Source organism: Agaribacterium haliotis (genome assembly GCF_002312815.1).
GTDB lineage: Bacteria > Pseudomonadota > Gammaproteobacteria > Pseudomonadales > Cellvibrionaceae > Agaribacterium > Agaribacterium haliotis.
In genome coordinates, this window is the sequence record NZ_NKQJ01000005.1 from 232927 (window position 1) to 246019 (window position 13093).

At 51.4% G+C, this 13093-nt stretch carries 12 protein-coding genes; 5 read left to right on the forward strand and 7 right to left on the reverse strand.

The window, feature by feature from the left end:
* The first annotated feature begins 87 nt into the window (after positions 1-87).
* A complete protein-coding gene (locus CFK45_RS08125) occupies positions 88-480 on the forward strand; it encodes a hypothetical protein (RefSeq protein ID WP_096085937.1) in 393 nt (130 codons plus the stop codon).
* A gap of 149 nt (positions 481-629) precedes the next feature.
* Here CFK45_RS08125 and CFK45_RS08130 read toward each other — a convergent pair whose 3' ends face one another.
* From CFK45_RS08130 to topA, 3 genes are all read right to left on the reverse strand, one after another.
* Positions 630-872: a hypothetical protein gene (locus CFK45_RS08130; protein ID WP_096085938.1), complete on the reverse strand. Its 243-nt coding sequence runs from the start codon at positions 870-872 to the stop codon at positions 630-632.
* Positions 873-935: 63 nt separating this feature from the next.
* On the reverse strand, positions 936-1361 hold the full coding sequence (locus tag CFK45_RS08135) for a hypothetical protein (RefSeq protein WP_096085939.1): 426 nt from the start codon (positions 1359-1361) through the stop codon (positions 936-938).
* On the reverse strand, positions 1358-4009 hold the full coding sequence (gene topA / locus CFK45_RS08140; RefSeq protein WP_096085940.1) for a type I DNA topoisomerase: 2652 nt from the start codon (positions 4007-4009) through the stop codon (positions 1358-1360). Before topA ends, CFK45_RS08135 begins: the two co-directional genes overlap by 4 nt.
* Before the next feature lie 424 nt (positions 4010-4433).
* Between topA and CFK45_RS08145 the strand changes: the two genes are divergently transcribed.
* Positions 4434-5183, forward strand: a complete 750-nt coding sequence (locus CFK45_RS08145) for a hypothetical protein (RefSeq protein WP_096085941.1) — start codon at positions 4434-4436, stop codon at positions 5181-5183.
* A gap of 30 nt (positions 5184-5213) precedes the next feature.
* Here the strand turns inward: CFK45_RS08145 and CFK45_RS08150 are convergent, their stop codons facing one another.
* Positions 5214-5711 (reverse strand): hypothetical protein, encoded by a 498-nt coding sequence (locus CFK45_RS08150; RefSeq protein WP_096085942.1) that lies wholly within the window; start codon positions 5709-5711, stop codon positions 5214-5216.
* A 111-nt stretch (positions 5712-5822) separates the two neighbouring features.
* On the opposite strand from CFK45_RS08150, the gene CFK45_RS08155 reads away from it, so the two are divergent.
* Positions 5823-6251, forward strand: coding sequence for a universal stress protein (locus CFK45_RS08155; protein WP_096085943.1), 429 nt, complete (start codon positions 5823-5825; stop codon positions 6249-6251).
* 272 nt (positions 6252-6523) lie between these two features.
* Here the strand turns inward: CFK45_RS08155 and CFK45_RS08160 are convergent, their stop codons facing one another.
* A complete protein-coding gene (locus CFK45_RS08160; protein ID WP_096085944.1) occupies positions 6524-8464 on the reverse strand; it encodes an ATP-binding cassette domain-containing protein in 1941 nt (646 codons plus the stop codon).
* A gap of 398 nt (positions 8465-8862) precedes the next feature.
* Here CFK45_RS08160 and CFK45_RS08165 point away from each other — a divergent pair, with 398 nt between their 5' ends.
* Together CFK45_RS08165 and CFK45_RS08170 are read left to right on the forward strand one after the other, a co-directional pair.
* Positions 8863-10785, forward strand: a complete 1923-nt coding sequence (locus CFK45_RS08165) for a transglycosylase SLT domain-containing protein (protein WP_158224639.1) — start codon at positions 8863-8865, stop codon at positions 10783-10785.
* A 40-nt stretch (positions 10786-10825) separates the two neighbouring features.
* Positions 10826-11407 (forward strand): hypothetical protein, encoded by a 582-nt coding sequence (locus tag CFK45_RS08170; RefSeq protein ID WP_096085946.1) that lies wholly within the window; start codon positions 10826-10828, stop codon positions 11405-11407.
* On the opposite strand, the gene CFK45_RS08175 is transcribed toward CFK45_RS08170, so the two are convergent.
* Together CFK45_RS08175 and CFK45_RS08180 are read right to left on the reverse strand one after the other, a co-directional pair.
* Entirely contained in the window at positions 11399-11653 is a 255-nt protein-coding gene (locus CFK45_RS08175) for a glutaredoxin family protein (protein WP_096085947.1), read from the reverse strand. The two genes, CFK45_RS08170 and CFK45_RS08175, sit on opposite strands and share 9 nt — an antisense overlap.
* A gap of 145 nt (positions 11654-11798) precedes the next feature.
* Complete coding sequence (locus CFK45_RS08180) at positions 11799-12689, reverse strand: FHA domain-containing protein (protein WP_096085948.1); 891 nt, start codon at positions 12687-12689, stop codon at positions 11799-11801.
* Positions 12690-13093: the final 404 nt, after the last annotated feature.

Sequence of the window (13093 nt, forward strand, 5' to 3'; positions counted from 1 at the left end):
CCAAATTGTCGTCAAATATGGCAGAATTGTGTCATCTGAGACTTCATTTGATCAGATGACGACAACCACATACTTTATAGTGAGCTTATGAAACAACAACTCAATACTTTGGTGTTGCTTTCGGCGGTGTATTGCTCCAGCAGTTTTGCTGCTGATGGTCAGGACGTTGAACTTGAATTGCCACGGAGCTCTGCAAACGGCGCATTTGTTCTTCGAATTAAGAGCGATAACAGAAACACACCCGAACGCAGTGGGCTTCAGCTTTGGCGCGCCCACGAAGACGGCGACTACCAGTTAATCAGTCGCAATTTAAATTTTGACGCGCTATCACAGGTTGTATATGAACCTGGCCAATACCGCTACCAGCTGCGCCGCAGTGCCAATGAAAATGGCAAAGCGACATTTATGACGGTATCGAACACGCAAATGATCGAGGTCAGTACGCGCTCGCAAGTACCAAAACTAAGAAAATATAAATAGATATTAAAGCGGCCGCAAAATCATTTGCCGCCGCTTTAATGTGCTGCTCTAAATAATATCGGTGCGAGAAACGATAAGCCTGCCCGAGCCTTATATGCTCGAAGATTTGTAAGCAAGCTCGAAAATTAGGGCCTCAGGGGCTTTTCTGATCAGTGCAAAATTTGCGGGCCGTCTTGCGATTCGGCTAAAGCTTGCTCGTCTTCATCTTGATCACCGGCAGCATCTAAGCCGGCTTCAATCATCGCTTTGGCAACGGAAAACTTGCTCTGATTGAGGAAATATAAAGCCTCTTGAGAAAACGAGATCGATACTAACGGCGCAGATTCATCGTCAATACGTTTAAGTACGACTTGACCGTCAGGCAGCTCTACGATTTCAAAAAGATCAGACATTATAGCGGTGGGATTAACAGCGAAAAGTCAATTGTAACAAAAAGCGATAAAAACGCCTAACCGTTAGTATTCGAGCTGATCAGAGAGCTGCTCAAGCACAAATTGTTCGAGCTCTGTAATCACATGCCCAAGCTCAGTGATATCCACCTTACTCCAGTGCTTGCTGTTACTTGTCGCCGAACTGGCAATTAAACCCTCAGCTGCAGCTGCAGCTGCCGGCTCGGCGCCAGACGGCGCCGTTTTATCAAGGCTTTGCAGTGCAGCTTGAACAGGCCCGTCATTAAACCGTTGCTGTATCAACTTGAACGCTTGTTGAGAGGCGCCCTGCTCTACCAAAATAAACACGCGCTCAAGCTGACATAGGCAGGCATGCAGCAAGCTCAGGCGCGCAAACGAGCTCTGAGCACTGAGCAAAGCGCTATTGCTTTTAAGCATGTGCAAGGCGTTTTTAGCTGCGCGCAAGGACTCAAGTGCTAAGCTCGATTTCATTTTTTCTTTTTTGCAGTCGCTTTCGACTTTTCTTGCTCTTGCCAGCGGCCTTTTTCGTAAACAGCGCGCCAACCGCTGGGTTTGCCGTTCACTTCCGTTTGCACGTAGTGCTCTTTTGACTTGCGGCTAAAACGAATAATGGCGTCATTGCCGTCGTTGTCTTCGGTTGGCGCCTTGAGCAAAAAGCCGTATTTCGGGTCAATCTCTGCGGCGTGCGGCAGAAGTTCTTTAACTTTCGGCGCGCGCGTTTCGCGATTTTTGGGAAAGCCGCTGGCGGCCAGAAACATACCCGCGGCGCCATCGCGCAATACATAGGTATCGTCGACCTTTTCGCACTTGAGCTCGGGCATTGGAACTGGATCCATTTTCGGCGGCGCGGCTTCGCCGTTTTTAAGCAGTTTGCGGGTATTTTTACAGGCTTCATTAGTGCAGCCAAAATACTTGCCAAAACGGCCCGATTTTAACTGCATATCGGAGCCACACTTGTCACACTCGATAAGCGGCCCGTCGTAGCCTTTAATGCGGAACTGCCCGGCTTCAATTTCATAGCCGTCGCAGTCGGGGTTGTTGCCACAGATATGAATCTTGCGGTTTTCGTCAACTAAGTAGCTGTCCATGGCGGTATTACAAATCGGGCAGCGACGCTTAAGACGCAACTGCTGAACTTCGGCTTCTTCGTCGTCACTGGCGACGGCTTCATCGCCGGAAACCAAGTTCATTGTATTTTTACAGCGTTCTTTCGGCGGCAAGGCGTAACCCGAGCAGCCTAAAAACACACCGGTGCTGCCGGTGCGTATCTGCATATTGCGGCCACACTTGCCGCACTCGATGTCGGTGGATACCGGCTCGTTGCGGCGCATGCCCTGCTCGCCGTCTTTCGCTTTGTCGAGCGCACCGGTGAAGTCGTCGTAAAACTCATCGAGCAGATCGATCCAGTCGCGCCGCCCTTCGGCAACATCGTCGAGGCGCTCTTCCATTGATGCGGTAAAACCAAAGTCCATCAGCTCAGAGAAACTTTCGACCAGTCGCTCGGTGACAATGTCGCCCATTTTATCGGCGTAAAAACGCTTGTTTTCCAGGTGCACATAACCCCGATCCTGGATTGTCGAGATAATGGATGCGTAGGTTGACGGGCGACCGATGCCGCGCTTTTCAAGCTCTTTAACAAGGCTGGCTTCGGTAAAGCGCGCAATCGGCTTGGTAAAGTGTTGTTTGGGCAATAGCTCGTTGAGCTTGAGTGTATCGCCAACTTTGACGTCGGGCAGAATGCCGTCTTCATCTTTCTTTGGCGGCAGCGGCATAACCTTGGTATAGCCGTCAAAGCGCATGACCCGGCCGCGAGCGCGCAGTTCAAACTCACCGGCTTGCACAACAATACTGCTCGAGGTGTAACTGGCATCGACCATTTGGCAGGCGACAAATTGATTCCAAATTAACTGGTAGAGGCGCTCGGCGTCGCGCTCCATGCCAGATAACTGAGAGCCCTTCACATTGACATCGGAAGGCCGTATCGCTTCGTGCGCCTCTTGCGCATTGTTGTTTGACGAGCTGTAGTTTCTCGGCTGCTCGGGCAAATATTTTTTGCCAAAATTATCTTCGACATAGGCGCGACAGGCGTCGACAGCTTCTTTGCTTAGCGCTGTTGAATCGGTACGCATATAGGTGATGTAACCGGCCTCATAGAGGCGCTGCGCCATCATCATGGTTTTCTTAACGCCAAAGCCAAGGCGGGTCGATGCCGCCTGCTGCAGCGTCGAAGTAATAAAAGGTGCGCTGGGTTTACTGCTGGTGGGCTTGTCTTCGCGCTTGCTGACCTCGTAGCTGCTGTCTTTAAGCGCGGCGACCGCAGACATCGCCTGCTGTTCGTTGACCGGCTTAAAGCTCTCGCCAGCCTGCTTTTTTACCTCGCAGCGCAGCTTGTCCTGCTTGGCGAGCAGGTCGGCATTAATGGTCCAGTACTCTTCGGGTACAAAGGCGCGGATTTCGCGCTCGCGTTCGCTTACCAGGCGCACCGCGACGGACTGCACGCGGCCGGCGCTCAAGCCCCGGGCAATCTTTTCCCAAAGCAAAGGCGAGACCATGTAGCCGACAACACGGTCGAGAAAACGCCGCGCCTGTTGGGCATTGACCCGGTTTAAGTCGACTTTGCCGGGCTCTTTAAACGCGTCCTGAACGGCCGATTTAGTGATTTCATTAAATACCACGCGGTGATAATTGGCATCGTCGCCACCAATGGCCTGCTTTAAGTGCCAGGCAATGGCCTCTCCCTCTCTATCCAAATCCGTTGCGAGATAGATGTCGTCGGCGCCTTCGGCGAGTTTTTTTAGCTCGGCGACCACTTTTTCTTTACCGGGAAGAATCTGATAATCGGCTTGCCAGCCGTGTTCGGGGTCGACGCCCATACGCTTAATAAGCTGTTCGCGGGCTTTTTTCTCTTTGTGAAGCTTTTTTTCTTCCGGCGACAACTTACGGGTAATCGCCGCCTGCCTGGCGCGCTCTTTGGGGTCGGCACTGGCGCTGCCAGAACCGCTGGTTGGCAAATCTCGTATGTGACCGACGCTCGATTTAACAACAAAGTCCTTACCCAGGTACTTGTTAATCGTTTTTGCTTTTGCCGGGGACTCGACGATAACTAACGATTTACCCATGCTTCTCCAAATGACGGCGATACACCGAATTGACCAAACTTTAATCAGTTTGGCGTAATGACTGAATCCTTATACTACTAAACCACAGCTTTGAGCATTTTTCGAGGCCCGGGCCCTAGCTAGCGGTGCACATATATAAGTGCAAAAAAATGATAGGTCAAGAATAGCGTAGTGAGATTGAGCAATCCTAGCCACTTCGTTTTTGTCGCCGAGCGCGGCTTTTGGCTATACTTTAAGCGTTTAAAAAAACCTGCGACGATATAGCATCAAGCGGCAATTCCAAGAGAAGCTAACGACCTTAGCCGAGCGCAAACAAACAGCTAAGCCCGTGTTTGTTATAAAAAATACTCGGGGATAAGCGGTTACACACTGCAGAAAAACATGCCGAAAATAAATCAGACAAGCAGAAAATGAGTGACGCGAGGTGAGTGAATTAAACATCGTACTTCTGTGTTTGGCGCTGGCCGTGCTTGCCCTGTTCACGGTCAGCCTGATCAATCACAACCAGATGCGCCGGCGGCTTATAGGCCAAAGGCTTCAACAACTGCGCAAAAAAGTCAGTGAAATAGAAGAACTATGCGCCGGCCTTGAAAGCCTAACCGGATCGCGCAACATTATTCGCGCCCTGCTTGAGCACACGGTTGAGATGGTCGATGGCATGCTCACACTGCAGCCCCAGAGCCAGGCTTTGCAAATAAGTAAAGAAAGCCTGGAATCGCGGATTGAACAACTTAGCGGCGCGGAGTTTGCGCCAACACTTAACCGCGCAATGAACAGTGATGCGCAAGTTGCGCGCGCACAATTTGGCTTAAACGAAGCAGGACGAATCATACGCAGCCGCCAGGCAGCCGGCAAAATGGAACTTGCCGCGATGAACGATATGATCGAGCAACTCGCATGGGCAAATATGATGGTCTCGGTCGTGAGCGCGGTTGTTCAAGGCCACAAGTATTTAAACAAAGGCGATGTGCTGCAGGCCTATTCTTTTTACAAAAAAGCCACACAGACAGCGATGGAAAACAACTTAGGCGACGAGCGCCGCCACCAATTAATTAAAGAGCTGGTAGAAATAACCAATAACAAGCGGCGCGCTTTATCTGAAAATTTAATGCCCGAGACACAGTTTAACCCGCCCGATACGGTCGAGCTAAACCCGGCGGCGAGCCCTGAATAGCCGCCAAATTCGCCTTAATAGCAAAGACAATCATGGCCTGGCAAGCACGCGTTTGAGTTCCATAAGCAAAGCAAGCAAACTCGCAATCGCCGCCTGCACATCGTCCCCCAAGCCCTTCTCCCGCCACAACAGATACAAACCAGCGCGATTTTCACCAATGCCACAGACACTTGCGGGCAAGTGCTCGACATAGTCTCGCAGTGCATCATAGCGGGCTTTATCCGGTAGCTGCTCTTGTTTGCACCAATCCCAGTATTTATCAAAGTGGAGCTCGTGTTGGAATTTTTTCTGGCTCAGCTCCCACTCCGCGCGAGCGCCGTGTTTATCGGCTTCAAGCGGCAGTTGATAACAAACGCGTTTGCCGTCATCTGCCGCATCGCGAAGACTGACAAGCAAACCCTGTTTTGCCGCTTCTGTTCTTAGCGCAGCTTCGCGCTTGGCTCGATTTGATGGCTTTAACATCATCACCGGGCCAATGACAAGGCAGATTGCGCAGATAACTATGATAATTGGCAGAAAATTTTGCATTAGCTTAACGCTTGACTAAACAATAGGTGATATAAGTAATTTAACATGTAGGCGGGCCCAAGTTTAGCGAGCCGCTCATAGAATGTTAATTGACGTTAAGGAGTAAACAGCATGAGTAGTTACAAGCATTTATTAGTCGCTTTAGACCTGAGCGAAGAAAGCACGGAGGTGTTACTCAAAGCCAAGACCATGGCGAGTTTGTACAACGCCAAACTCAGTGCCATTCACATCGTTGAGCCTCTGGCATTTGCCTACGGCGGCGACGTACCGCTCGATATGAGCGAAGCGCAAAAAACCATTGAAGAACAAGCGACAAAACGCCTGCGAAGCCTACTCGATAGCAACGGCCTTAGCGATACCGCCGCGTATATCAATGTCGGTCAAACCAGCACCGAAATTCACGCGCAGGCCAAAGAGATCAACAGCGATTTAATTGTTGTCGGCAGTCACGGGCGCCACGGCCTCGCGCTGATTTTTGGCTCAACCGCCAACGGTGTTTTGCACGGCGCAGAAATAGACGTGCTCGCAATCCGTGTTTAAATTGCGTTTGCGCAAACACACAATTTAAGCGCAGCCGCTGAGACAAAAACAGCGGCTGTCACACAAGCGCTTTGGGGCACAGTGGCAGAAGCTGGCGCAAATGTTATTTACCTAAGCTTTAACCCCCGCCAAAACTAGCCTCGTTGATTCGAATCTTACATTTATTCAAGCCATGCATTTATTCGAGCCATGCATTTATTCGAGCCATGCATTTATTCGAGCCATGCATTTATTCGAGCCATGCATTTATTCGAATATTGGTTGGCTCGAGCTTACATTGCTTCAAGCTCTTCCCAGCGCTGGTACAGCGTATTGAGTGTTTCTTCCAGGCTTTGCAATGACGCAAGCTTCGCTTGAACCTCCGTTTGATCGCGATTGTAAAAATCCGGTGCGCAAACCAGCTCATTTAACTCGGCCAATTGTTTTTCCGCCACTTCGATTTTTTGGGGCAGCGCTTCCAGCTCGCGCTGGTATTTGTAGCTGAGCTTAACCGCTTTCGCTGCAGCTGGCGCTTGCTTGCTCGCAGCGGCCTTAGTGCTGGCTGTTGTTGCCTGCGTATCGGCACGGGCGTCACCGGCGGGTGGCTCAGAGCGGCCTTGCGACTCGTGCTCGGCGCCACTTATGCGCTGCCAGTCGCCGCCTTGGCGCAGCCAGTCTTCAAAGCCGCCAACATATTCAGATAGACAGCCCTGCCCTTCAAATATAATGGTGGAACTAACAACGTTATCGACAAACTCGCGGTCGTGGCTGACGAGCAATACGGTGCCGGGGTAGTCGACCAACAGGCTTTCGAGCAGCTCGAGCGTGTCGGTATCAAGGTCGTTGGTCGGCTCATCCATGACCAGCAGATTTGACGGTTTACAGAATAGCTTGGCGAGCATAACACGCGCACACTCCCCGCCAGACAAGGCTTTAAGCGGCGTACGCGCGCGCGTCGGGCTAAACAAGAAGTCCTGTAAATAACTTAATATGTGCTTGTCTTTGCCGTTAATCTCGACGCTCTGACGGCCCTCGGCAACGTTGTCGACAACGTCTTTTTCCATGTCGAGCTGGCCGCGCATCTGATCAAAATAGGCGATATCTAAACGTGTGCCGTGTTTTATTTCGCCGCTTGAGGCTTGGATCTCGCCGAGAATAAGTTTTAACAAAGTGCTTTTACCGGCGCCGTTCGGGCCTATCAAGCCAACTTTGTCTCCGCGAATCAACACCGAGCTAAAGTCTTTAATCACGGTTTTTTCGGCATACTGCACCGAGACGTTTTTGAGCTCACAGACAAGTTTGCCCGACGCAGATGAGCCGGCAAAATCCATTTTCTCGAGTTGAACGAGGTTGCGCCGCTCGGCGCGCTGTTCTCTTAATTTTTTAAGTGCGCGCACGCGGCCTTCGTTGCGTGTGCGCCGGGCTTTAATACCCTCGCGTATCCAGGCTTCTTCCTGAGCCAGTTTTTTGTCAAACAGCGCATTGTGCTTTTTCTCGTTTTCGAGCTCTTGGCGCTTAAACTCAAGAAAACGCCCGTAGTCGCCATCCCAGACCCGCAAAGTGCCGCGATCAAGCTCGGCAATCCGGGTTGAACACGCGCGCAAAAAAGCGCGGTCGTGGGTAATGGTTACAACCGCGCCTTTAAAGTTTTTGATGAACTGCTCTAACCACTGAATCAGGCCGATATCGAGATGGTTAGTTGGCTCGTCGAGCAACAGTAAATCCGGCTCACTGACCAGTGCCCGCGCCAGCGCCGCTTTGCGCCGCCAACCGCCACTTAGCTCGGCCAAACGCTGGCCCCGATCCAATTCAAACTCGCGCAAAATACGCTTTAGGCGATTGTGAAAATTCCAGCCGTCTGCGGCGTCGATCTGCTGCTGCAGTTCGGTCAATTTGTTTAGTTCGTGAGAGCTGTTGGCGCTTAGGGTTTCGTACGCTTTAAGCTGATCGACCAAATCCTGGCTGCCGCCGGCGACGTAGTCGGCCACCAGTTGCTCGTCGCTTGGCGGCAGAGCCTGTTCGACCACCGCGATACGCAGATCTGGGTGGCGCCAGACCGTGCCGGCATCGACATCTTGCTTGCCCGCCAGGATTTTCAGCAGGGTAGATTTACCCTCACCATTGCGACCAATAAGCCCTATGCGCTGGCCTTTTTCGAGCATCAGATCGGCGTGATCTAAAATATGGCGCTCGCCAAATGCAAGTTCGACCTGCTCCAAACGCATCAGTGGCATCGGTGTTCTCCAGTGCAAAAGCGGTGCATAATACGTGATGTAGGGCCCAAGCCCAACGCGCCAAGTAAATGACGCCCTTTTTAATCTCTGTTTTTGTATAGTTTTAATGCTGGCTGTTTGACGCACGAAGCAAGGATGTGCTCTGTGCATACTGGTCAGGCAGGCTTTTGTCGTCCAGACTCAAGTTATAGAAGCCAATTTCACGGGAGAGGTGAACCTTTGTTCAAGCTGTGCCTCTAATGTAGCGCTTACAGGCTCAGGCACGCTTCACCGCCCCCTTAAACCCAAGTACGGATACAGAACAACTTTTTGCTCTGTCTATGAAACTTGCTATTAGCCGCCGATTATTTGCGCTTTTATTGACACCGCGCCCAACAACAAGGCACTCAGCAGCGCGTGTGTTGTGCACGATCGCAGGTTTCGCGGCACTTACTTTGCTCGCACTCACACCCGTTATCGCCGCGTCGACAAATATCGATCAGCAGCGCTACCACTACGAACTTGCCAAAAGCGCACTCAAAAAAGGCGATAGCGACGCCTATGCGCGCCACTATGCCAAGCTCGGCGATTACCCTCTGATCCCCTACCTCGACTATTCCCGTTTACGCAAAGATTTAGCCAAACACGAAGCGGTGGACATCCAGGCTTTTATTAGCCGCTACGAAGACAGTTACCTTGCTGAAAACCTGCGCCGGCGCTACCTGGAACATCTGTCGGCCAAAAAACAGTGGCCCGACTTTTTATACTGGTACGACGACCGCCTTGCCAGTGAAGCAATGTATTGCAAGCACCTCGAGCTTCGTGCCAACAGCGGCGACGTCAACGCCTGGGACGAACTTGCCGAACTGTGGCTGCAGTCGCGCTCGCTCGATAAAGCCTGCGACCCGGTGATCAAAGCCTGGCGCAACAGTGAGTATTGGCGCGATGACTACGCCTGGCAGCGTTTTTTGCTGAGTATGGAAGCCGGCCAGCGCAGCCTTGCGCGCTACTGTGCATCGCTGCTGCCAAAAAGCTACCAAAACTACGTCAAACTTGTGCAGCAGCTCGATGCCAAACCCTATTTGATTCGCAATCACAAAAATTACCGCAGCCCAACCTTAGACATGCAACAGGTCATCGGTTTTGGCATACGCCGCTACGCCAAGCAGCACCCGTTAAAGGCGCTGGAACACTGGCAGCGCTATGAGAGCTCGCGCATTTTTAATACCGAGATCATCAATCAAACCAAAATCGCGCTTGTCGACAGGCTGATGGCAAAAAATGAGCTCGAACAGGTGCACCGTTTGCTCGCTAACAGCCCATCTATTCGACAGAGTGATACCATTGAGCACCTTCTGCGCCGATACCTGCGCGAACAGCGCTGGGCCGATGTGGTCGCCGGTATCCAGTTACTGCCGCAAGAGAAGCAGCAAAGTGACCGCTGGCGCTACTGGAACGCTCGCGCATCCACCCTGCTCTCGCCGACCGCCATCGAGGACGCTCAAAAAACCTATCGCGAACTGGCAGCCAAGCGCAGCTTCTACGGCTTTTTAGCTGCCGACTACGTCGGTGTGGACTACGAACTCGAAGACGCCGACACCCAGCTCGACACAGCCATACTCGAGGCTCTGGCGCAAAAACCAGCACTGCGCCGCGCCAAGGAACTGTGGCTGACAGGGCGCAGCAACGAGGCGTACGCCGAGTGGTATTACGCGATGAACCAGCTCAGCGCGCGCGAGCTTGTCGCCGCCGGCCAGCTGGCAAACAGCTGGGGCTGGTATGACCGCGCTATTCAAGCGATGATCGCCGGCAAACAGTGGGACGAGCTCGGCATCCGCTTTCCTCTGGCATATAAAGAGCACGTGATGAACGCAGCCGATACCACCCAGCTCGAGCCCGCGCTTATCTTTGCGGTCGCCCGCCAGGAAAGCGCCATGCGCGCCAAGGCCAAATCGCCGGTCGGTGCCCGCGGCCTAATGCAACTTATGCCGGCAACAGCGCGGCAAACCGCTAAAAAGCAAGGCATCCCCCACCGCACTGAAGATCTGTACAAACCCGATCACAATATTAAACTCGGCTCGCTGTATCTCGACGGCTTGCTCGATCAGTACCAGGGCAATCGCATACTCGCCGCCGCGGCCTACAACGCCGGCCCTCACCGGGTTAAACGCTGGCGCGAAAGCAGTGACGGCCTGCCGTTTGATGTGTGGATAGAGACTATTCCTTTTAAAGAAACTCGCGGTTACGTGCAGAACGTTCTGACTTATGCCGTTATCTACGGCTACCGCATGGGTGAGCCGGGACGCATGATCACACAAAAGGAAGCAAACAGTTTGCTCTAGCCTATGCTTAGGGAAACCGACCACCGAGCTAGGATGGCCCATGAGCCCGACGCAAGAGCAGACTTCCGAGTTAAATCAGGCCCAGCACTGGAACCACGTACGCGAAACCGTCAACATGCTTTATTTGGCAATTTGCCAAATTGAAGCCACCTTAAGCGACAGCAACCTATCCGTACAAACACTCACCAACAGCTTTACCAACCTTGCCAACCACACCCAGTCTATCTCCCAGCAGGCGCAGCAATTAAAAGCGGCCGAAGAAGTCGAAGCGTTCAAAGTTGATATTCGCGATACCACCGCCGAACTGCAATGTAATATCAGCGCTTCGATTCAGGCCTTCCAGTTTTACGACCGCGTTTGCCAGCGCCTGGAGCACGTCAGCAGCAGCTTAGAAAAGGTTTCGAGCTTGCTCGAGTCGGATAAAAAACTAGAAGATCCGCAAGCTTGGGCGGGTGTGCAGCAACAAATTAAATCGAGCTACACTATGGAAGCTGAGCGCATTATGTTTGAATACCTTATGCGCGGAGGCAGTGTTAAGGAAGCGCTAGATATCTACAAACACCACTTTGAAAAAGAGCAGAATGAAAACTCGGCCAACGACGACGAGATTGAATTATTTTAACCCGCTCGCCAACCACTGATTGAGCTCTTGCAAACTAAACGGCCAAGCGAGCTCTCGCGTACTGTGCTCAGTTTTTAAAACAGGAATACGCTTGGCATAGCGCAACATTAAATCTTTATCGCTTGTAACATCCTTTTTTCTAAGCTTGAACTGGCTCGCCACATCACTTTGATACCAAAGCGCCATCGCATCATCGCACAGCGGGCACTCGCACGAGCGATACAAAATAATATCTGTGTTATTCATTTTTAAGTTTTCAAGCTCGCAAAACCACTACCCACAAAACCACTTTTCGCAAAACCAGTTCTCGCAAAATCACTGTTCGCGAAGCCACGTGGGGCTGTATGTATTGAAGCGGCCAGGCAGGAAAATTGAACAAAACGCAGCTGCGCTACAGCCAAAGCCCGATAATAACAAGCAACACTAACGCGGTACATATAAAGCTTAACAGCAGCCGCGAGGATTTTTTTCCAGGCACTGCAGCGCCGTTTTCGCTCGGGGCCTGCTGGCCATAAGCATCCGTATTTGAAATTGCCCGCGGCTCGCTAGCAGGGCCTGCAGCTGGTACGTGCTTGGGCTGATTTTGTAGCACCGGCTTTACCGGCTCATTTACCGATGTTGCTGTTATCGCAGACGAAAGCAGTGCCGGTCGCAGGCAGGTTTTATCCAAATCCAGGCTTTCAATATCTTGCTGCTCCAGGCGAAACGCGCGGCCGGCAAATTCTAATTTATCACCCACATGCAATTCACATTTGATTGTTTTTTCGCCGTTAACAATGCTGCCATTGGCTGAATTTAAATCGCGCAAAAAAAGCCTTTCACCCTTGACGATGATTTCGGCATGATAACGCGACATTTTTGGGTGACTGATTAATAAATCGCAGTCGACCGCCCGGCCAACAACAAAACGACGATTGAGGGTGAAGCGCTGCTTTGCCTGGTCGAGCTGAACCAGCTGGTACATTCGCGGCGGCGCCCCTGCCTGCACAGTATCATCGGACTCGGCCTGACTCGGGTCGATCAATAAAAACACGGTATTGCCAATGCGAAGCTGATTGCCGGCAATCAGCGCTTGTTCCGCGCTAACTTCGCGGCCGTCAACCTGCACAGTCGCTTCATCAAGCGCACGGACAAATACGCCGTTTTTGTTGACAACAATCGTTGCCGCGTTGGCCTCAGCGTCGGCATAAATGTCGGCAGCGGCATCACTGCCTATGTTGTAACAATTTTTAGCGAGCCACAGCGCAGCTTTGCTCGAGCTTTGATCTTTTATTTTCAGCATAAACTATGTGCACATATTAACATCGAACTCTGCGTCGATTGTTTCAATTCCATTCAGGCTCACGCTTATTAATCAATCACTGCAATATCAATCACTGCAATATCAATGACTGCAATATCAATCACTGCAATATCAATGACTGCAATATCAATCACTGCAATATCAATGACTGCAACAATCAATCACTGCAACAGTCGAGCACACAATCATACATTCACAACAAACGCGTATCGGTTAGTCCATTTCGACTGGCAGTAATAGGATTTTAGTTTATTTCCGTCTTTGCGCTTTGTTCTCAATCGGGACTACGCGCCTTACCCCATATTCAAGCCAAGCTTTAAAGCATTCTTTAAGAAAATTGTTAAGCGCAATCAAGATGCTTACATAATACCCAGGCGCTCACC

Coding starts and splice junctions, on each gene's coding strand:
- CFK45_RS08125 (WP_096085937.1), top strand. CDS start 88: ATGAAACAACAACTCAATACTTTGGTGTTGCTTTCGGCGGTGTATTGC.
- CFK45_RS08130 (WP_096085938.1), bottom strand. CDS start 872: ATGTCTGATCTTTTTGAAATCGTAGAGCTGCCTGACGGTCAAGTCGTA.
- CFK45_RS08135 (WP_096085939.1), bottom strand. CDS start 1,361: ATGAAATCGAGCTTAGCACTTGAGTCCTTGCGCGCAGCTAAAAACGCC.
- topA (WP_096085940.1), bottom strand. CDS start 4,009: ATGGGTAAATCGTTAGTTATCGTCGAGTCCCCGGCAAAAGCAAAAACG.
- CFK45_RS08150 (WP_096085942.1), bottom strand. CDS start 5,711: ATGCAAAATTTTCTGCCAATTATCATAGTTATCTGCGCAATCTGCCTT.
- CFK45_RS08155 (WP_096085943.1), top strand. CDS start 5,823: ATGAGTAGTTACAAGCATTTATTAGTCGCTTTAGACCTGAGCGAAGAA.
- CFK45_RS08160 (WP_096085944.1), bottom strand. CDS start 8,464: ATGCCACTGATGCGTTTGGAGCAGGTCGAACTTGCATTTGGCGAGCGC.
- CFK45_RS08170 (WP_096085946.1), top strand. CDS start 10,826: ATGAGCCCGACGCAAGAGCAGACTTCCGAGTTAAATCAGGCCCAGCAC.
- CFK45_RS08175 (WP_096085947.1), bottom strand. CDS start 11,653: ATGAATAACACAGATATTATTTTGTATCGCTCGTGCGAGTGCCCGCTG.
- CFK45_RS08180 (WP_096085948.1), bottom strand. CDS start 12,689: ATGCTGAAAATAAAAGATCAAAGCTCGAGCAAAGCTGCGCTGTGGCTC.